Genomic DNA, 20,338 nt, shown 5'->3' with positions numbered 1-20,338 from the left:
TCATGCACCCGGCCGTATGCCGTGTCGCTCGGCGGCGGGTCAGCCGTCCTGCCGCGCCCGCTGGCTGCCCGGGCGACGGGCGGGGTCGAGCAGCTGCGCGAGGTGGAGGCTGTCGCGGTCGCGAAGGTCCGCGACCTGCGTGCGGCACGAGAAGCCGTCGGCGAGCACGACCGCATCGGGCTTCGCGTCGAGGGCCGGGAGCAGGTTCTGGTCCGCGACAGCCAGCGACACGTCGTAGTGGCCGATCTCGACACCGAAGTTGCCGGCGAGACCGCAGCACCCCGCGAGCGTCTCGACGGCCGCACCGGTGGCCCTCAGCAGGTCGGCGTCGGCCTTCCAGCCGAGCACGGCGTGGTGGTGGCAGTGCGGCTGGGCGACGACCGTCGTGCCGGTGAGGTCGGGTGCGGTCCACCCGGGGGTCTCGGCGAGCAGCTCGGCGAGGGTGCGCACCCGCGACGAGACCAGCGCGGCATCCTCGTCGCCGGGAAGCAGCTCGTGCACGTCGGAGCGCAGCACCGCCGTGCAGGACGGCTCGATGCCGACGATGGGCACGCCGGCGCGCGCGTCGTCGGCGAGCGCCGCGACCGTGCGGCGCAGGATGCTCTTGGCCGAGTCGAGCTGCCCGGTGGTGATCCACGTGAGGCCGCAGCACACGGAACCGCTCGGCAGGCGCGGCTCGTAGCCGGCGTCGCGCAGGACGCGCACCGTCGCCTCCGCCACCGCCGGAGAGAACGCGTCGGTGAACGAGTCGGCAAACAGCACGACGGGTTTCAGGTCGGAGGTTGCGGGTCGGAAGGTGCGGCGGAACGGACGCCGGGCGAACGCCGGGATGGAGCGCCGCTTGTCGACGCCGGCGAGCCACAGTGACAGCGCACCGACGAGCGGCAGCGTGAGCGCCCGGTTGGCCAGCCCGGGCACGCGCCCGCCCAGACGGGCCCACATCGGCAGCCTGCCGAGCGTGTAGTGCGACCGGGGCCGGAGGCGGCGCCGGTACGTCTGGTGCAGCACCTCGGACTTGTAGGTCGCCATGTCGATGCCGGTCGGGCAGTCCGAGGCGCAGCCCTTGCACGAGAGGCAGAGGTCCATCGCGTCGTGCACCGCCGGGTCGGACCACGGCAGCTCGCCGCGGACGACCTCCTGCAGCACCCGGGCCCGGCCTCGGGTGGAGTCCTTCTCCTCGCGGGTGGCGAGGTAGGAGGGGCACATGACGCCACCGGCGGCCGAGTTGTCGGCGCGGCACTTGCCCACGCCGGTGCAGCGGTGCACCGCCTGGGAGAGGTCGCCGCCGTCGTGCGGGTAGGCCATCGCGAGGTTGCGCACCGGGAAGTGCCCGGCCGGTCGCACGTCGGCGTCCACGGGGTCGGGGTCGACCAGCACCCCCGGGTTGAGCAGGTTGTCGGGGTCGAAGGCGTGCTTGATCCCGCCGAAGAGGGCGATGGCGTCGGCGGAGTACATGTGCGGCAGCAGCTCGGACCGTGCCCGACCGTCACCGTGCTCGCCGGAGAGGGAGCCGCCGAAGCCTCCCACGAGGCGTGCCGACTCGGTGAGGAACTCGCGCATGACGCTGGTGCCGTCGGGCCGGTCGAGCGGCAGGTCGAGCCGCACGTGCATGCACCCGTCGCCGAAGTGCCCGAACGGCGCCGACGTCATACCGTAGGAGCTCACGAGGTCGTCGAAGGCCTGCAGGTACTCCCCCAGACGCGCGGGCGGCACGGCGGCGTCCTCCCAGCCGGGCCAGGCCGGCTTGCCCGAGGGCGCGCGACCGGCCAGCCCGGCGCCGTCCTCACGGATCCGCCACAAACGGGCCTGCACGGCCGGTTCGACGACGACCTCGGCGTCCACGGCCAGGCCCTCCCCCACGAGCGCCCGCGCTCGCGCTGTGACCTCGTCGACGTCCTCACCGGCGAACTCGACGAAGAGCCAGGCACGCCCGGTCGGCAGCGGCGGGATGGCGTCGGCGCCTCGGCGTGCGCGCAGCACGTCGATGAGGCGCGAGTCGAGGCCTTCGCAGGACGTCGGCCCGTGCGCGACGACGGCCGGGGCCGCCCGGCCAGCGGCGACGATGTCGTCGAACCCGAGCACGACGACGACGCGCACCGTGGCGTCGACGACGAGCTTGACCGTCGCGCCCGTGATGACGCCGAGCGTGCCCTCGGACCCGACGAGCGCCTGGGTGAGGTCGAAGCGCTCCGGCAGCAGGTGGTGCGCGGCGTAGCCGGACACCTGCCGACCGAACCGGTCGAACTCGGTGCGAGCCGTCGAGAGGTGGCCCGACATGACCGAACGGACGCCCGAGAGCACGTCGTCGGCGCCTCTCGCGAACGGCGTGCCGTCGGCGTCGTAGCCGGTCACGAGCGTCGTGCCTGCGGCGGTGAGCAGCTCGAGCCCCGCGACGTTGTCGGAGGTGCGTCCGTAGGCGAGCGACCGCGAGCCGCAGGCGTTGTTGCCGATCATCCCGCCGATCGTGCAGCGCGGGTGGGTCGACGGGTCGGGCCCGAAGCGTATGCCGTGGGGTGCGGCCGCCTTCTGCAGCACCGCGTGCACGGTGCCGGGCTCGATGACGGCGGTGCGACTCTCTGGGTCGACCGAGAGGACGCGGTTCAGGTGGCGCGAGAAGTCCAGGACGATCCCGCGTCCCACCGCGTTGCCCGCCACGGACGTGCCGGCCCCCCGAGCGGTGATCGGGACGCCGGTCTCACGAGCCACCGCGAGCGTCGCGGCGACCTCGTCGACGCTGCGGGGACGGACGACGGCGAGCGGGAGGATGCGGTAGAGCGAGGCGTCCGACGCGTACATGCTGCGGGTGCCGGCGTCGGCCCGCACCTCGAGTCCGGCGCCGACCAACGCGCGGGCCACGTCGGTGGTGAGCTCAGGCATGGGTAACATGTTACTCATGGTTCAGCTCGTGCTCCCCCACGACGCCCCGTCCCTCGCGGACGCGGTCGTCGATGCGGTGCGCACGGGCGTGGCCGCCGGCGAGCTCGTCCCCGACGACACGTACTCCGTCTACCAGCTGGCCGACCTGCTCGGCGTCTCGCGCAGCCCTGTGCGTGAGGCCCTGCTGCGCCTATCCGAGGCCGGCCTGGTGCGCATCGACCGCAACCGGGGCTTCCGCGTGCTGACCCCGAGCGCCCACGACATCGAGGAGATCATCGAGATCCGCCTCGCCCTCGAGCCGGGCACCGCCCGCCGGGTCGCCGAGGAGGCCACCGACGAGCAGCACGCCGCCATCCGCGACACCCTGGCGGCGATGGACGCGGCGCTCGACGACGAGGAGAGCTTCTGGGCCGCCGACCACGCGCTCCACGACCTGCTCATGCGTGCCGGCGGCAACCAGCGCGCGGCCACGATCATCGACCGGCTCCGCGCGACCACGGCGCTGCTCGGGCCGCCCACCACGACCGCGGGGCGCACGCTGCGCGAGATCCGCGACGAGCACGAGCCGATCGTGACCGCCATCCTGCGCCGTGACGGCGCCGGGGCGGAGCGGGCGATGCGCCACCACCTCGAGCACACCGGACGGCTGCTGGTCCGGAGCCTCGCCCGTGTGGCGACGGTGGAGGCCTGATGACCGAGACCACCCGCACCGTCTCACCCAGCGCACCGCACTGCGGCTGCACCGCCGTTGGGGGCACGCTTGAGCCCCGACACCACCACGACCGACAGCAATCACGAGATCGGGACCCGGGCACCGTCCGGAAGTCCCTAGGGAGAAGAGCGTGAAGGTACTCCTGCTGGAGAACGTCCACCCCGTCGCCGCGGACACGTTCCGTCGCAACGGATTCGAGGTCGAGGTCCGCCCTGGATCGCTGGGCGAGGCCGACCTCGTCGAGGCCCTCGCGGGCGTGTCCGTCCTCGGCATCCGGTCCAACACCAAGGTCACCCAGGCCGTCCTCGACGCGGCGCCCGACCTGCGCGCGATCGGTTGTTTCTGCATCGGCACCAACCAGGTCGACCTCACCCACGCGACCCAGCTGGGCCTCGGCGTCTTCAACGCGCCGTTCTCCAACACCCGCAGCGTCGTCGAGCTCGTCATCGGCGAGATCCTCGCCCTCGCGCGCCGCCTCCCGGAGAAGACGCAGCGTATGCACGACGGCGTCTGGGACAAGTCCGCCAAGGGCGCCTACGAGACCCGCGGCCGCACGCTGGGCATCGTCGGCTACGGCAACATCGGCACCCAGCTGTCCAACATGGCCGAGGCCATCGGCATGCGTGTCGCCTTCTTCGACACGGCAGATCGCCTCGCCCACGGCAACGCCCAGCGCATGGGCTCGCTCGAGGAGCTGCTCGAGGAGTCCGACGTCGTCAGCCTCCACGTCGACGGGCGGCCCGGCAACGCAGGCCTGTTCGGCGCGGAGCAGTTCGCCAGGATGAAGCCCGGGTCGGTCTTCATCAACGCCTCCCGCGGCATGGTCGTCGACGACCTCGCCCTGCGCGAGCACATCCTCAGCGGGCACCTGTCGGGCGCCGCCATCGACGTGTTCCCCGTCGAGCCCAAGGCCCAGGGCGACCTCTTCGAGTCCCCGCTCCGCGGCCTCGACAACGTCATCCTCACCCCCCACGTCGGCGGCTCGACCGAGGAGGCCCAGGAGGAGATCGGCACGTTCGTCTCGAGCAAGCTGACGGCATACATGCTGAGCGGCGCGACGTCGCTGTCGGTCAACCTGCCCGACGTCGCCCCCGCACCCCGCGACGGCTCGTACCGGATGGCGCTGCTGCACCGCAACGTCCCCGGCGTGCTGGCGTCGATCAACCGGACGCTCGCCGAGGCCGGCGCCAATGTCGTCGGGCAGTCGCTCGCGACCCGCGGCGAGCTCGGCTACGTCGTCACCGACACCGACGTGCCCATGTCGCCCGAGACGCTCGCCTCCCTGCGCCACGTCGCGGAGGCCGTGCACCTGGAGACGTGGTCCGAGGACGCCGCCGACTGAGGGCGCAGCGGTCCGCGGGTCGTGGGTATGTGACGCGCGTGACCGAAGTCCTGCCAGTGCCGCACGCCCGTCGAGGCGGTTCGTGCTGAGCGCCGCCGTCCGACTGCGGGACGGCTCCGACGAGCGACGACTGCTGCTCGACGGGCTCGCGCGCGACGCCGGCGAGCTGACCGACCCCCTCGGGGCGATCGCTCTGCTCGACCGCCATCCGGAGGCGTTCCCGCACCCGGGTTCGGGCGACACGCTCTCGTTGTGGGAGTCGCTCGCCACGGTCGCGGCCGTCAGCCTGACGGCCGCGCGCTCGATCGAGCCGCACCTCGATGCGCTCGCGATCCTCGACGAGGCGCGCAGCGGCGGCCACGAGGTGCCATCCGTCCCCGACGGATCCACGTGGGGCGTCTTCGCCGCGGAGGGACCAGGGCCACGCCTGACCGCGGAGCGCTCCGGGACCGCGGTGCGGCTCACCGGCGAGAAGCCCTGGTGCTCCCTGGCCGACCGGTTGAGCCACGCTCTCGTCACGGCGTGGGACAGCGACTCGACCCGACGCCTGTATGCCGTCGCGCTGGGCGAGGCGAACCACGTGTCCGTCCGTGCGACGACGTGGGCCGCGCGCGGTCTGACGGACGTGCCCAGTGGCCCCGTCGACTTCCAGGGTGCCCCGGCAGAACCGGTCGGGCCTTCTGGCTGGTATCTCGACAGACCCGGATTCGCTTGGGGCGGAATGGGAGTCGCTGCCATCTGGTTCGGCGGGGCAGTCGGCGTCGCCCGACGTCTAGTCAGCGGCGGCCGCGAGCCCGACCAGGTGGCGCTCATGCACGTCGGCGCCGTCGACACGTCGCTGTGGGCGGCTCGCGCCGTCCTGGCCGACGCCGCCTCCGTGGTGGACGGGGGTCGCGCCGACGGCACCGACGGCGCCGTGCTGGCCCTCCGCGTACGCCGGGTCGTCGCCGCTGCGGCGGAGGACGTGCTCGCTCGTGTGGCCCACGCGACCGGCCCCGCCCCCTTGGCGCTGGAGGAGGAGCACGCACGTCGCGTCGCCGACCTCCAGCTGTACGTGCGGCAGGAGCACGCGGAGCGGGACGCGGCCAACCTCGGCCGCACGCTGCTGCGGCACGACGACGTGACGAGGCCACCGTGGTGAGCGTCGCTCGGCCGGTCTTTGCGCACACCGACCCGGGCACCCCCGAGGAGGCCTGGCGAGCCCGCCCTGAATGGGGGTCGGCGCGCCCGTTGGCGCTGCCCGACCACGTGCGCCGCGTCGTCGTGGTGGCCCCCCACCCTGACGACGAGACGCTGGCAGCCGGCGGGCTGATGGCCACGGCGCACGAGGCCGGTGTCGCGGTCGACGTCTTGCTGCTCACCGACGGCGAGCAGTCGCACCCTCGCTCGGTGACGGTGACGCCGCTCGAGCTCGCCGCACGGCGCGTCGAGGAGTCACGCGCGGCACTGTCGGTGCTCGCTCCCGGCGCTCGGCTGCACCGGGTCGGGCTGCCCGACGGAGCGCTCGACGAGCACGCCGAGGCGATGGTCGCCGAGGTCGTCCGCGTCGTCGGTGAGGCAGGCCAGGAGACGCTGCTGGTCGCCCCGTGGCGACGGGACGGGCACTCCGACCACGACGCGGCCGGGCTCGCGGCCGGGATCGCCGCCCGGCGCACCGACGCGACACTGTGGGAGTACCCGGTGTGGCTGTGGCAGTGGTGCGACCCGGCCGACGCGCCGTGGCCCAGCCTGCGCGTCCTGCCCCTGGGCGAGGAGGTTCGGCGGGCCAAGGCGCGGGCGGTGGCGCTGCACCGCACCCAGCTCGAGCCCCTCTCGCCGTCGCCGGGTGACGAGGCCCTGCTGCACGACGGGTTCATCGCGCACTTCGAACGCGCGACGGAGACCTTCGTGCTCGCGGGACTGCCGCTCGACCACGCCCTCGACCGCGTCCACGAGGACTCCGAGGACCCCTGGCAGGTCCGCTCGAGCTGGTACGAGGAGCGCAAGCGGGCCGTGACGCTGGCCGCGCTGCCGCGTCGTTCGTTCGGCCGTGGCCTGGAGATCGGTGGGTCGGTGGGCGCCCTGGCGGACGCCCTGGCTGCACGGTGCCGTGAGCTCGTCGTCGTCGACGAGAGCCGCGCGGCGGTGCACGCCGCGCGCGAAGCCCTGGACGCCCACGACCACGTGGCCGTGCTGCGCCACAGCGTGCCCGAGGAGTGGCCCCCCGGGCTCTTCGACGTGGTCGTCGTCTCGGAGGTCGGCTACTTCCTCGGCCCCGTGCGACTGCGCCGCCTCGCCCGCCAGGTCGAGGCGTGCCTGGCCGAGGAGGGCGTCGTCGTGCTCTGCCACTGGCGCCACCACGCCGTGGGGTGGCCGCTCGACGGCGACCGCGTCCACGAGATCTGGCGGTCGGAGTCGACGCTCCCCGTTGCCGTCTCACACGTCGAGGAGGACTTCCGCCTCGAGGTCCTCACCAGCACGAAGGCCCACCGGCAGGCCGACGCGTGACGCCGGCACCCGTGCTCGTGACGCACGTGCACGTCGTCGTCCCGGTCCATGACGAGGAGGAGCTGCTCCCCCGCGCCCTCGCCGCGCTCGACGAAGCCGTCGGGCGCCTCGCCCTCACCCACCCGCACGTCTCCGTCGACGTCACCGTGGTGCTCGACGACTGCCGTGACGGCACGGAGGCCGTGGTCGCGCGCCACGCGTGGGTGCAGCACGTCGCCGTCGGGCGGAACAACGTCGGAGCCGCGCGACGGGCGGGCGTCGCCCACGCGACCGCGGACGCGCCACAGGCGCGACGCCACGAGCACTGGATCGCCAGCACCGACGCGGACTGCGTCGTCGGACTGGAGTGGCTCGCCGACCACGTGCGCCTCGCCGACGCCGGGGCCGACCTCGTCACCGGCACCGTCGAGCCCCTCCGCGGCGATCTCGACGACACGACGACGCGGCGCTGGTGGGCCACCCACGAGGTGCGTGAAGGGCATCCCCACGTGCACGGCGCCAACCTCGGGGTGCGGCTGACCGCGTACGACGACGTCGGCGGCTTCGAGGAGGTGCGCACCCACGAGGACGTCGGGCTCGTCGAGCGCGTCCGCGCCGGCGGGTGGGCCTGCGTGGCGAGCGCCGCGGTGCACATCGGCACCTCCGGCCGACTCGTGGGTCGTGCGCCGCACGGCTTCGCCGCCTTCCTCGCCGCTCTCGCCGCGCCGACGCCCGCGGTGTGACTCGTGGACGAGATGGCCCAGAGAGCCGTGGTCGTGCTGCCGTCGACGCACTCGCGGGTCGAACGCTTCCGGGGCGGCTTCGACCCGCTGGCGAGCGCGATTCCCGCGCACGTCACCCTCGTCTACCCGACGACGATCCGCTTCGCGCCTGCTCGTGAAGCGATGCACCGAAGTGCCCGTCGACCCTCCTTCACGTACGCCTTCTCCGGTGCTGCCGTGGTCGAGGACGAGTACCTCTTCCTGCTCGCCGACCGGGGCGCCGACGAGATCCGTGACCTGCACGTGGAGCTGTACCGGCAACTGGGCCTTTCGCTGCCAGCGGTCTTCGAGCCCCACGTGACGATCGCCCGGACGACCGATGCTGCACGGTTGGGGACGGCCCGCGCCACAGCCCTCGCCCAGGGGCTGCGCATCGACGGCACCGCGACCGAGCTGTGCCTCTACCGGATCGACGCGACCGGGCAGCTGGTGCTCGAGGAGGTCGTGCCGCTCACGCCGACCGGCTGAGGCCCGGGCCGAAGAACCCGTTCGACGGAGCCAAAGACCGCACGTGGGTCGGGCCGAGGACGAGAATGGAGGTAGCCCTCGCATCCGCGGGTCGGATCGCAGGGCGACGGTCAGGCTCCTCGATGACGTGGCCCAGCGACCTTTCAACGACAGCGCCCACGATGTCCCTCGACTGTTGTCGACACCCCGCGCGCGGGACCGGAGGGAACGCCATGTGCGGCATTGCCGGGTACTACGGGTTCGACGGCGACGCGGCCCTCCTCGAGCGGATGGCGCTCGAGCAGCACCATCGCGGGCCCGACGACGCGCGGACCTTCATCGACAACCCGGTCGGGCTCGCGCACCAGCGCCTCGTCATCCTCGACCGCGAGGGTGGCGCCCAACCGATGACCTCGGCCGACGGGCGCTACGTCCTCGCCTACAACGGCGAGGTGTACAACTACCGCGAGCTCCGGGCCGAGCTCGCCGAGCTCTCCCGGACCTTCGCCACGCAGAGCGACACCGAGGTCGTGCTCCAGTCCTTCGCCGAGTGGGGGTCAGCGGCGTTCGCACGGTTCAACGGGATGTTCGCCCTGGCCGTGTGGGACCGGCACGCCCGCACCCTGACCCTGGCGCGCGACGAGTTCGGCATCAAGCCGCTGCACCTGTGCCGGGTGCCTGCCCTGCCGCGCGGCGGTGCGGCGGACGCGGGCGACGCCTGGCTCTTCTCGAGCGAGATCAAGCCACTCCTGGCCAGCGGCCTCGTCGAGCCCCGGCCGAACGACCGCACCGTCTACCGGTACCTGCGCTACCGCGTGCACGACGACGGTGCCGAGACCTTCTTCGACGAAATCGAGCGGGTCATGCCCGGTGAGGTGGTCACGCTCTCGACGGACGGCATACGGCGGCACATGTTCAGTCGGCTGCGTGACGACCTCCTCGACGCGACGGCTCCCCGAAGGGGCTACGACGCCGCCGTCGCCGACGACTTCCGGCAGCGGCTGACGCGCGCCGTGGCGCTGCGGCTGCGCTCGGACGTGCCGGTGGGCACGTCGCTCTCCGGCGGCCTCGACAGCTCGGCCATCACCGTGGCGATCGACCACCTCCTCGGCGACCGCGACGCGACGGCCGCGGTCGGCACCCGCCAGCGCACGTTCTCGGCCGTCTTCCCGGGCTACCGCAACGACGAGGAGCGCTACGTCGACGCCGCGGTCAGCGCCTGCACGCACGGCGTCATGTCGCACAAGACCCGACCCACGTCAGCCGAGTTCCTTCGCGACGTCACCGACTTCGTGCGTGCCCAGGAGGAGCCGGTCATCTCGACCGGCCCCTACGCGCAGTACCGGGTCATGAAGGAAGCGAGCGCGTACGTCACGGTGATGCTCGACGGGCAAGGAGCGGACGAGGTGCTCGCCGGCTACGTGCCACAGCTCGTCGTCCACCTGAAGGACCTGCTGACCCGGAGCCGCCGCTCCGCCGTGCGCGAGCTCGTCGCCTCGCGTGACGTCCTCGGGCACCTCGCCGCCGTGCGTGCCCGCACCCTCCTCCCCCACCGGAACACGACGCCCGACCTGCTCCGGCCCGAGTTCCGCGCGGCCCACGCCACGGAGGCATATGCCGTCCCCACCCACGACCTGCGGACGCGCCTCGTGCACGACCTGTTCGTCGGGTCGCTCCCAGCCCTGCTGCGCTACGAGGACCGCAACAGCATGCGCTTCTCCGTCGAGGGACGCGTGCCCTTCCTCGACCCCGACCTCGTCCGCACCGTGTTCAGGCTCGGCGACGAGGCCATCATCAAAGGCGGCTGGAACAAACGGGTGCTGCGCGACGCCACAGACGCGCTGCTGCCGCCCTCCATCAGCCGCCGCCGCAACAAGATCGGGTTCACCACCCCCCAGAACGACTGGTTCCACGAGCAGAGCGACTTCGCCTACGACATCTTCCGGTCGGCGTCGTTCAGGGAGCGTCCCTACTTCGACTCCGCGGCGACGCTGACGGCGTTCGAGCGCTGGCTCGCCGGCGCCGGCGACCTCGACTCCATGGTGTTCTGGCGCCTCATCAACGTCGAGCTGTGGCTGCGCGAGTTCGTCGACGGCGTGCACACCCTGCACGGGACGTCGACGGTCGCCGCTGCGTGACGCGTCACGCCGCGATGCGACGTGACCCTGGTCACGTCGCGGCGCCCCGCGACGCACGGACGGCCGCTGTTCCCGCGATCTTCACAGGCTGGTCGTCGAGACTGGTCCCTTTGCCCTTCCACCGCACGACAAGGATCTCGTGGATCGACCAGCTCACGAACACCCCGCGCCGACGCACCGCCCCGCGCAAACGCACCGCCCCGCGCAAACGGGCTGCGCCTCGGCGGCAGGACGTCGGTCGCGGCGCACGTTGCGCGAGCGGCTCGTCCTCGCCGGCGCGGTGCTGCTGACCTTGGTCGCCGGTGCGGCGCCGGCGGTGGCACAGTCGGTCAGCGACGGGGTGCCGGTGGACGTCGTGGGGCCGCAGGCGACGGTGCTGAGCGCCGACGCGGGCGGACAGGGCCGGATCGTCGAGGCGTTCGGGGACGTGCGACGCGCCCGCAACATCGCCGTCATCGTGCCGGGCGTGGGCTGGAACGCCGAGCTGCTCCGCGACGAGCAGGGCGCGGGGCGACGGCACCCCGCCGTGCAGGCACGCAGCCTCCTCGCCGAGATGCGGCGCTCGTCCCCGCAGACTCCGGCCGCGGTCGTGGTCTGGCTCGACTACGACCCACCGGCCGGCATCGACCCGGATGCCGCACGGTCGGATCGTGCGGTGGAGGGCGCTCCCCGGCTGGTCTCCTTCATCGACCGCCTCCCTCGCTCGGGCAGGGTGAGCGTGGTCTGCCACAGCTACGGCTCGGTCGTGTGCGCGCACGCCGCGCCGCAGCTGCGGGTCAGCGACCTCGTGGCCGTCGGCTCTCCCGGCATGGACGTGTGGAGCCGGTCGGCGCTGCGGACGAGGGCCGAGGTCTGGGCCGGCATCGCCCCCGACGACCCGATCGCCCTCGTCCCCCACACCCGCGTCGAGGGCTTCGGCCATGCTTCGGACCCGACGTCAGCGGCCTTCGGCGCCCACTCCCTGCCGGTCGGGGGTGCCCACGGGCACAACGGCTATCTCGTCGCCGGCACCGACTCCCTGCGAGCGATCGCCTCGCTGGCGACGGGTGGCCGGCCGCGCTGACCGTCGCGTGGGTACCGCCAGTTCAGCTGCGGGGCAGTCCTCCTCGGCGGCAACGGGGCACGCCGACGCGTCGAGTCTCATGGCCTACTGCTCGGGTTCCTCTGTCTCCAAAGGCAGATCATGGCGGTTTCTCGCCGCGCTCCATCGGGCTGGCCCCATCCCGGCGCAACGCGTACCGCCCCGACCATGAAGTCATCAAGAGGCCACGTCCGTGGCCACTCGTGGCCATCGGTGACCGACACCGGTTCGCAGAGGAGGTACTCATGAAGTCCCACGACACCAACGTCCACCTGGCGACCTGGTCGGTCGCATCGGGCCTACCCCTGATGGCGGCAGTCCTCTCCACGGAGCGCAGCATGCCTCGCACCTCGGGGCGTGAGAAGCTCCGGCGATGGTGGGTGACCCGCAAGGCTCGCGCTCGAGTCTGACGGGGGTCGCTTCCCCCGCTCGGCGCCTCGCGCGCCTGCCGACACCGCCGTGTGCCGCTGACGACCAGCGGCACACGGCGGTCTGGCGTGCGCCTTCGAGCGTGTGGAGGTGGCCGCGGCGCGACCCCCTCCCTGCGGATGGCCGCAACCTTCGAGGTGGGTAGCCACCCGGACGGGGGGCAGGAGCCCTCTCCCCGCCTGCCGAGAGGGGCCATACGCTCACCACATGGCTCTTCGTGTCGTGTTCGCCGAGGACAACTACCTCGTGCGCCAAGGAACCGCAGCCCTGCTCGGCACTGTCGAGGACATCGAGGTGGTCGCCGTGGCGCAGGACGTGGACGAGCTCATGCGTTCCGTCGACGAGCTTCGACCCGACGCCGTACTCACGGACGTGCGGATGCCCCCCACCTTCACGAACGAGGGGATCGATGCCGCCAAGCGCATCCGCGCCGCTCAGCCCTCGGTCGGCGTCGTCGTGCTCTCGCAGTACGTCGAGCCCGACTTCGTCTACGAGCTCCTCGAAGACGGCGTCGAGGGCCTCGGCTACCTGCTCAAGGAACGCGTGTCCGACATCGGCGAGCTGGTGCGCGCCCTCCGCGAGGTCGCAGGCGGCGGGTCGGCACTGGACCCCAAAGTGGTGGAGCGGCTCCTGCAGCGCACCAGGGCCGAGAAGTCGGTGCTCTCGGACCTCACCGAGCGGGAGACGGAGGTGCTCCGGGCGATGGCCACGGGACGCAGCAACGCGGCTATCGCCAAGACGATCTTCATGAGTGAACGCGCCGTCGAGAAACACATCACGTCGCTGTTCCAGAAGCTGTCACTGAGCGAGGAGGGCGACCTCAACCGCCGAGTCGCCGCAGTTCTCACCTTCATCCAGGCCGGGGGCCACGCCGGCAGCCGCTGATCTCCTCGTCGCGCACTTGTCCGCCCCGCCCCGTCCATCGGCACCGCTCCGGGGTGCGGACAGCCGCCCCGCCTGGGGGCGGCTAACCCCCTGACGCGCTCTCGGGCGCTCCGTCATGATGAGGCTCATGGCCTCGGCGTCCGCGCGACCGTCGCCTCGCCCTGGTCGCGCGCCCCTGGTGAACCTGTCACGGGAGCTCGTCGCGAGCTGGCTCGCGACAGGAGCCCTCGTGCTGCTCGTCTACCTGACGATCGTGGCGGGTGGAACCTGGCTGCTCGGCGGCGGCCCAACACCCCGCCTGGCCTTGTCACTGCTCGCGACCGTGCTGGTGGCTGTGGGCATCGAGCCACTGCACCGTCGCCTCCACTCGGCGACTGCCAGGCGCCTGGCCCGGCCCACCACCGAACCCTACGAGGTGCTCTCGACGTTCCACGACCGGCTGGCCGGCGCCGAGTCCGTCGACGACATGACCGCCCGCATGGCTCAGACGCTCGGAACCGGCATCGCTGCGGCGTGGGTGCAGGTCTGGCTCATGGTCCGCGACGAGCTGCAGCTCGTCGCGGCATGGCCACCAGACACAGCCACCGATCCCGTCCCCCCTCCGGCAGCTGCGATGTCCGAACACGGTGTCCACAGCCTGCCCGTCGGTCACGGCAGCGAGATCCTCGGCGTGCTGCGCGTACGGGAACAGGAAGGTCGCGTCTTCTCGGGGGCCGAGCAGCGCCTCTTCGCGGGGTTGGCCGGCCAGGCCGGGCTGCTGCTGGCCAACGCCCGGCTCCGGCTCGATCTGCAGGAGCAGGTGCAACGGCTTTCCGCCAGGACACGTCAGCTGCGTTCGGCGAGGGCCGAGCTCGTCACGGCAGCCGACGTCGAGCGACGGCGCCTCGAGCGGAACCTGCACGACGGCGCCCAGCAGGAGCTGGTGGCGCTGAGCATCAACCTCGGCCTCGCTCGGGCGGTTGTCGGCAGCGATTCAGAGTTCGGGCGCCGGCTGCTTCTCGAGCAGGCGGATGCCGCTCATGCCGCGATCGAGACGTTGACGACGTTGGCTCGCGGACTCGGACCGACCACGCTCATCACCGACGGTCTTGCCGCAGCCTTGAGCGAGATGGCCCGCACCATCCCCTTGGCCACGCACGTCGAGGCGCCAGACTCCAGGTACGCCCCGGAGACCGAGGCCGCGCTGTACTACTGCGCGTCCGAGGCGGTCCAGAACGCGGTGAAACACTCCGGCGGCACGCGTATCTCCATCGTCGTGGAGCAGGGCGCGGCCACCCTGGTGCTCACTGTCACCGACAACGGCTCGGGGGTGGGGTCGGTCCCGGCCGGCGCGGGAACCGGGATACGGGGCATGCAGGAGCGTGCTTCGCAGGTGGGGGGCTCCGTGCTCGTGGGGCAGGCACGATCGCACGCCGGATCGGGCACATCCGTGACGGTCTCGGTGCCCCTCGACCACGCCTTGGAACCGGGCGCATGAGCAGGCGTCTCGCGTGGGTGCTCGCCGCTCTCACCTTCGTGCTCGCGCTGGCTCGGACGGTGCTCCTCGTCCTCTCTGGCCGACTCTGGACCAGCGAAGCGCTCACAGCCGGATTCCCGCTGATCGACCTCGGGGCCGTAGGTGGAGCGATCGTCGGTGCGCTGATCCTGTCCCGGCAGCCCCGGCACCCCATCGGCTGGCTGTTCGTCCTCGGCCAGCTCGCCACCCAGTTCGGCGTCACGGCTCACGCCTACGGCGTGGCGGCCCTGCGCGGCGACCTGCCCGGTGCGCCGGGAGGAGCAGCCGCGATCTCGGCCGGGCTGCAGTTCGGGGCGTTCCCCACGCTCGCCCTGCTCGCGCTGCTGTTCCTGCTGGCGCCGGACGGGCGGTGGACGGAGGGTCGCTGGGCTTGGGGGGTCTGGGTCACCGGCCTCGGCGCCGTCCTGCACGCGGCAGGGCTGTCACAGGTGCGCACCGACCGCCTCGACGAGGCAGGACAGGTGGCCGCGTCCGGCAACGGCGTGGCGCAGGGGCTGTTGCTGGCAGCGTACGCGCTCATCGCCGTCGGCGTCCTCGCCGGCGCGACCGCCCTGCTGAGCCGGTTGCGCCGCAGCCACGGCCCTCAGCGCGAACAGCTGATGTGGATCACCCTTGCAGCCGTGCTGCTGGCATCGGCCGCGGTCTTCACGCTCGTGGCTGTGGAGTGGCTCGACCTCCCCGCGTGGTTGTCCGTGCTGCCCTTGATGGCCGCCTACGCGTGCGTCCCCGTGCTCACCGGGGTCGGAATCCTGCGCCACCACCTCTTCGGGGTCGACGTCGCGCTCAACCGGGCGATCGTGCTGACGCTGCTCAGCGGGACAGCCACAGCCCTCTACGTCGGGGTCGTCGTCCTGGTGAGCCTGCCTGCGCCCGCGTCCATGCGTGATCTGGGGCTGTTGGGGTCGATGGCGTTGACGGCCTTCGTCGCGGTGCTGTTGCAGCCCGTGCGTGGGTGGACCACCCGCTTCGCTGCCCGGCTCGTGTACGGAGCACAAGCCCGGCCCTACGAGTCGCTCGCCGACTTCACCCGCGAACTTCAGGACCTGCCGCACCCTCGGCGCATGCTGACCGCAGTCGCCGAGGCCGTCGGACGGGCGGTGGGCGCGGTTGTGGTGGAGGTCGAGGTCAGCACCTCCCAGCCACTGGACAGCGCTCCGACGAGCGTCTCCTGGGAGCGCCCCGGCGGCGTGCACTCCGGGTCAGGTGCCGACTGGAGCGCGCCGCTGCTCGCGGACGCCGGTCGAGTGGTCGGCAGACTGTCCGTCAGGATGCCTCCCGGACGCGGTCTTCGTGACCTCGAACGCCAGCTGCTCGTGGACTTCTCCACCCAGATCGGCCACGTCATCAGCAACCTGCGGCTGGGGGCGGAGCTGTCCCGGCGCGCGGTCGAGCTCGCCGACACCACCGAGGAGCTCGAAGCCTCGAGGCGGCGCCTGCACGCTGCACAGAACCGCGAGCGCGCCCAGTTCGAGGCGGCGATCCGGCACGTCGTGCTCCCGCACCTGGACCGGCTGCCCGAGCACCTCGCCCGGCTGGCCGCCCAGGTAGGCGTCGAACCGAGCCTCCGGGTCGGGCTGCTCATCGACGGACTCATCCGCGAGACGGACCAGGCGGTCGAGGCACTACGGACGGTCACTCGCGGCGTCTTCCCGGCTCAGCTGGCCCGCCGGGGGGTGGCTGCGGCACTCCTCAGCCACCTGGCTGAGACGCACCCCGGTGTGCAGCCGGACGTGGACCACTGGTGGACCGGGCGCCGTCTCGAGCCGAAGCTCGAGTCGACGCTCTACTTCGCGGCGGTGGAGCTGTTGACCCGCATTACCGACGTCGAGGCGATGGTCCTGACAGCCACGGGCGACCGACGCGCGGCCCGTCTGCAGGTGCACAGCAGAAGTGGCACGACCGTCCGCGGGCTGCAGGGCGTCATGGACCGCCTGGCCGCCTTCGACGGTCGGCTCCACTCGACGAGATCTCCGGGTTCGGGGCGCGTGTACACGCTGGAACTGCCGGTGGAACGCCTGAGCTCACTGCTCGAGACCGAGCCAGGCCTCGCGCAACGCGTCACCGTCGAATGAGGCCTTGCTGAGGAAGCCGGCAGCACCGCACGCGCTGATGTCGTCGGCGACGTCGCTCGCGTCGTACGTGGACACGAGCAGGACCCGGACGTCGGCCATGCCCGGGTACGAGGTGATGCGGCGGGTCGCTTCCGGGCCACTGATCCCGCCGAGCGTCACATCCATGAGGATGAGGTCCGGCCTGAGAGTCACGGCGGCTGTCACGGCCTCCTCGCCGCTGTCCACTGCTCCCACCAGCTCGAAGCCCGACATCATGCCCACCAACGCGCTGGCGGCGAGCCGGAACGGGGCTTGGTCGTCGACGACCAGAACCCTGACATTGCCCATCGGCTTCACCTCCGTTGGGGAAGCGTGTCTCATCCGCCCAGACGTCGCCATGTGGTCATCCCCCGAAACTCTCGGGGGATGACCACACGTCGGCCCGGTCAGACGTCGCGTCGGCGGACCAGCCGGACCCCGAGGGCGAGGGCGATCGCGCACCACACCACGGTGACCGGAGCGGCCCCGCTCGGTGGGAGCGACGCCCCGCTCGCGTCGGCCCCCATGAGGGCGGAGGCCGCTTCGCCCGGCAGGAACGGGACCAGGTCGTTGGAGACGGCCTCGGGCAGCAGCAGGCTGACGAGCGACCCGAGCACACCGAGCAGCCCGAGCAGACTGAACGCCGCCCCGACGGTGCTGCGCACCAGCCAGCCGAACGTCTGCCCGAAGACGCCCACGGCGACCGCGTACCCAGCCGATCCGACGATCGCCTGGAGGGCGTCCAGCGACAGCAGCGGCGCGTGCATGCCCTGCGTGGACAGGATGGTCTGGGACACAGCCACGGTCACGACGGCGGTGACGGCCACGACGGGCGCCACCAAGAGCGCCATCGCGACCGCTTTGGCCACGACGACGCGGCCCCGGCGTGGAACGGTTGCGAAGGTGCTCCGGCCGAGCCCCGTGGTGAGCTCTCCGGTGACCTGCAGGACGCCGAGGACCCCGACGAGGAATGCCATGGTGCTGACTCCGTTGACCGAGACGGCCATGGCGTCGAACCCCGGGGCCGGGACCGGTTCGGCGCCGGCGCGATAGATCAGGGTGGCGGCTTGCGAGACACCCGAGAGCACGGTGAAAGCTGCTCCCGCCGCGAGGAGCCCCCAGGTCGACCGCAGGCTGGTCAGCTTGACGAGCTCGGAGCGTGCGATGAGCGGCAGCGACTGTCGGGCGGTAGGTGCTTGCGTGCGCGTGTCGGCGGCAGTGGTGGTCACGGTGGTTCCGTCCTTCGATGTGGGTGGAGGTGCTGAGGCGGTGAAGGCCCGGCTCTAGGCACCGGTTCGGGAAGAGGAGAGGCTGGGGTTCTGGCTGGGCGGCGACTGGCCGTATTCGACAGCGTCTGCAGTCAGCTCCATGAAGGCGTCCTCCAGGGACTGTCGGGTGCTTCCCAGCTCGGTGACGAGGATGCGGTGCTCCATCGCCAGGTTCGCGACCACGTCGGTGTCCAGGTGACGCACCGTGAGCTCGCCGTCGACCGAACGCTGCACGTCAGCACCCTTGGAGGTGAGGATGGAGTGCAGCCGATCCGCCTGCGCCGTGCGGACCCGGACCGCCGGTTCGGTGCTCGCCAGCATGTCCGCGGTCGACATGTCGGCGATGAGCCTTCCCTTCCCGATGACGATGAGGTGGTCGGCGGTCTGGGACATCTCGCTCATGAGGTGCGACGAGAGGAAGACGGTGCGACCCTCCTGCGCGAACGTGCGCAGGAAGAGCCGGATCCAGCGAACACCGTCCGGGTCCAGGCCGTTGACCGGCTCGTCGAGGATGAGGACGTCGGGGTCTCCGAGGAGCGCACCGGCGAGGCCCAGTCGCTGGCTCATCCCGAGGGAGAAGTTCCCGGCGCGCTCGTCGGCCACTTCGGACAGCCCCACCTGACGCAGCACCGCGTCCACCCGGGCGGATCCTTCACCGATGGTGTGAGCCAGTGCTGCCAGGTGCTTGCGCGCCGTGCGGTTCGGATGGAATGCCTTCGGGTCCAGGACCGCTCCGACGGTCCTGAGCGGCCAAGGGTGGGCTGACGCTGGCTGGCCGTGGATGGTGGCGGTGCCTTCGGTGGGTCGGTCGAGCCCGAGGATGGCGCGCATGGTGGTTGACTTGCCCGCGCCGTTGGGGCCAAGGAAGCCGGTAACGCGTCCGGGCTGGACGGTGAAGGTGAGGTCGTCGACGGCGGTACGAGTGCCGTACCGCTTCGTGAGGTGGTGGACTTCGATCACGGTGAGCCTTCCGTATGAGTGATGAGCGAGTTGGTCAGCGGCGGCGATGTCTACACCGCTGGGTCGAGTACACGCGAGCGGCTCTCAGGACGGGATGGGGTGGGCCGCCCCCTGAGGGGGACCTCCCGCCGGTGCATCCTCGGGTTGCTCGCCCTCCGATGTCCGGACTGTCCGAGCGGGCCCGGTGCCGTCTTTGCGGGACACGTCCAGGACGACCCCGCCCGTCGATGTGGGGTGGCCAAGCAGTGCATAGGCCCGGGCGATCTCGGCCAGCGGCAGGACCGCGTCGACGACCGGTGTCCAGTGCGTGCTGTCCACGTGGTCGAGGAACCCGGCGAACTCCTGCCTGCTACCCCCCTCGGATCCGAGGATCTGCAGGTGCCGCCACGCGAGCAGACGGGCGTCCACGCTGGTGAGACCGGTAGGTCTGGTGGCGACCGTGACCAGCCGCCCGCCGGGTCGGAGACCGGACAGCAGCGCTGCCCAGTGCCTGCCGTCCGTGTCGAGGGCCAGGCTCGCGCCGCGGCCGCCGACGATCTCCCGCACGTGGGCTGCGAGGAAGCGGTCCGAGCTGTCGACCGTTTCGGTCGCTCCGCAGTCGAGCGCGAGCTGTCGCCGAGTGTCCGAGGCAAGGGCGATGACCCGCGCACCGAGGGCTGCCGCGATCTGGATCGCGACCAGGCCCTGAGCGGAAGAGGCACTCGAAACGACGACGGTCTCGCCCTGGCGGAGACGTCCCACCGTCGTGAGTGCCCGCCACGCAGTCAGCCCCGTCATCGGAAGTGCCGCCGCCTCCCTGGCCGTGAGTCGGGACGGCAGGTGAAAGACGTTCCCAGCGGGCACTGCCACGAGCTCTGCGTGGGTGCCGGGAAGGTGCGTGCCCAGCACGCGTACGCGTGGGCCGGGCAGACGTGTGCCGACGCGCCAACCGAGCCATGGCGACATCACCACGGGATCACCCACGCCAAAACGCTTGACACGCGCGCCGATCGCCACGATACGGCCCGCGCCGTCACTTCCGGGAGTCGCTGGGTGGACGCGCCACGCATACCGGCCGAGCATCGCCACGTCATGTCGGGTGACACCGGCGTGGTCGATCTGCACCACCACCCAGCCGGGTCGCGGCCGAGGATCCGGGTGCTCGACCACCCTGAGCGGTGCGTGGGCGTTTGCATCGATGATGGCCGACCTCATGGGGAACTCCATTCGATTCCGTTGTCGCGCCGTTGATTCCGACCGTCAGGCGGGGCTTCATGGGCGCTGCCGAGTGCGTGTCGTCCCAGTAGAGACGTTGCCCTCACATCTCCGGTATCGGCCTGAGCGCCTCGTGTACGCCGGGAGCCCC

17 protein-coding genes are annotated in these 20,338 nt (G+C 71.9%); 12 read left to right on the top strand and 5 right to left on the bottom strand.

Features of this window, described 5'->3' with window-relative positions:
- Nucleotides 1-39 precede the first annotated feature (39 nt).
- Entirely contained in the window at nt 40-2,877 is a 2,838-nt protein-coding gene (locus ACYVNR_RS09950) for an FAD-binding and (Fe-S)-binding domain-containing protein (RefSeq protein ID WP_461047911.1), read from the bottom strand.
- Between the two features lie 16 nt (nt 2,878-2,893).
- Between ACYVNR_RS09950 and ACYVNR_RS09945 the strand changes: the two genes are divergently transcribed.
- The 12 genes from ACYVNR_RS09945 (at nt 2,894) to ACYVNR_RS09890 (ending at nt 16,747) form a co-directional block, all read left to right on the top strand.
- Nucleotides 2,894-3,568 carry a GntR family transcriptional regulator gene (locus tag ACYVNR_RS09945; protein ID WP_461047910.1) on the top strand — a complete coding sequence of 225 codons (675 nt, stop codon included), beginning with the start codon at nt 2,894-2,896 and terminating at the stop codon, nt 3,566-3,568.
- A 151-nt stretch (nt 3,569-3,719) separates the two neighbouring features.
- Entirely contained in the window at nt 3,720-4,931 is a 1,212-nt protein-coding gene (serA, locus tag ACYVNR_RS09940) for a phosphoglycerate dehydrogenase (protein ID WP_461047909.1), read from the top strand.
- Between the two features lie 82 nt (nt 4,932-5,013).
- Complete coding sequence (locus ACYVNR_RS09935; RefSeq protein WP_461047908.1) at nt 5,014-6,072, top strand: acyl-CoA dehydrogenase; 1,059 nt, start codon at nt 5,014-5,016, stop codon at nt 6,070-6,072.
- The gene (locus ACYVNR_RS09930; protein ID WP_461047907.1) at nt 6,066-7,418 is read left to right on the top strand and encodes a bifunctional PIG-L family deacetylase/class I SAM-dependent methyltransferase; all 1,353 of its coding nucleotides are present in this window, start codon (nt 6,066-6,068) and stop codon (nt 7,416-7,418) included. The genes ACYVNR_RS09935 and ACYVNR_RS09930 overlap by 7 nt, the downstream gene beginning before the upstream one ends.
- Complete coding sequence (locus ACYVNR_RS09925) at nt 7,415-8,140, top strand: glycosyltransferase family 2 protein (protein ID WP_052677011.1); 726 nt, start codon at nt 7,415-7,417, stop codon at nt 8,138-8,140. Before ACYVNR_RS09930 ends, ACYVNR_RS09925 begins: the two co-directional genes overlap by 4 nt.
- A 12-nt stretch (nt 8,141-8,152) precedes the next feature.
- Nucleotides 8,153-8,647, top strand: a complete 495-nt coding sequence (locus ACYVNR_RS09920; protein WP_461048303.1) for a 2'-5' RNA ligase family protein — start codon at nt 8,153-8,155, stop codon at nt 8,645-8,647.
- A gap of 212 nt (nt 8,648-8,859) precedes the next feature.
- The gene (asnB, locus tag ACYVNR_RS09915) at nt 8,860-10,764 is read left to right on the top strand and encodes an asparagine synthase (glutamine-hydrolyzing) (protein WP_461047906.1); all 1,905 of its coding nucleotides are present in this window, start codon (nt 8,860-8,862) and stop codon (nt 10,762-10,764) included.
- Between the two features lie 250 nt (nt 10,765-11,014).
- Nucleotides 11,015-11,827: an alpha/beta hydrolase gene (locus tag ACYVNR_RS09910; protein WP_461047905.1), complete on the top strand. Its 813-nt coding sequence runs from the start codon at nt 11,015-11,017 to the stop codon at nt 11,825-11,827.
- A 263-nt stretch (nt 11,828-12,090) separates the two neighbouring features.
- Entirely contained in the window at nt 12,091-12,255 is a 165-nt protein-coding gene (locus ACYVNR_RS09905) for a hypothetical protein (protein WP_458800135.1), read from the top strand.
- A 226-nt stretch (nt 12,256-12,481) separates the two neighbouring features.
- The gene (locus ACYVNR_RS09900) at nt 12,482-13,159 is read left to right on the top strand and encodes a response regulator (RefSeq protein WP_461047904.1); all 678 of its coding nucleotides are present in this window, start codon (nt 12,482-12,484) and stop codon (nt 13,157-13,159) included.
- Between the two features lie 178 nt (nt 13,160-13,337).
- Complete coding sequence (locus tag ACYVNR_RS09895; protein ID WP_461047903.1) at nt 13,338-14,636, top strand: GAF domain-containing sensor histidine kinase; 1,299 nt, start codon at nt 13,338-13,340, stop codon at nt 14,634-14,636.
- Nucleotides 14,633-16,747: a sensor histidine kinase gene (locus ACYVNR_RS09890; protein ID WP_461047902.1), complete on the top strand. Its 2,115-nt coding sequence runs from the start codon at nt 14,633-14,635 to the stop codon at nt 16,745-16,747. The genes ACYVNR_RS09895 and ACYVNR_RS09890 overlap by 4 nt, the downstream gene beginning before the upstream one ends.
- Here the strand turns inward: ACYVNR_RS09890 and ACYVNR_RS09885 are convergent.
- From ACYVNR_RS09885 to ACYVNR_RS09870, 4 genes are all read right to left on the bottom strand, one after another.
- A complete protein-coding gene (locus ACYVNR_RS09885) occupies nt 16,697-17,074 on the bottom strand; it encodes a response regulator (protein ID WP_458800127.1) in 378 nt (125 codons plus the stop codon). The genes ACYVNR_RS09890 and ACYVNR_RS09885 overlap by 51 nt on opposite strands.
- A gap of 98 nt (nt 17,075-17,172) precedes the next feature.
- On the bottom strand, nt 17,173-17,994 hold the full coding sequence (locus ACYVNR_RS09880) for a hypothetical protein (protein WP_461047901.1): 822 nt from the start codon (nt 17,992-17,994) through the stop codon (nt 17,173-17,175).
- Between the two features lie 54 nt (nt 17,995-18,048).
- Nucleotides 18,049-18,993: an ABC transporter ATP-binding protein gene (locus ACYVNR_RS09875; protein WP_461047900.1), complete on the bottom strand. Its 945-nt coding sequence runs from the start codon at nt 18,991-18,993 to the stop codon at nt 18,049-18,051.
- Between the two features lie 84 nt (nt 18,994-19,077).
- A complete protein-coding gene (locus tag ACYVNR_RS09870) occupies nt 19,078-20,187 on the bottom strand; it encodes a quinone oxidoreductase family protein (RefSeq protein WP_461047899.1) in 1,110 nt (369 codons plus the stop codon).
- Between the last annotated feature and the right edge of the window lie 151 nt (nt 20,188-20,338).

Source organism: Terrabacter koreensis (genome assembly GCF_054783315.1).
The sequence above is the reverse complement of the archived record's forward strand: the minus strand, read 5'-3'. Positions and strand labels throughout refer to the sequence as shown.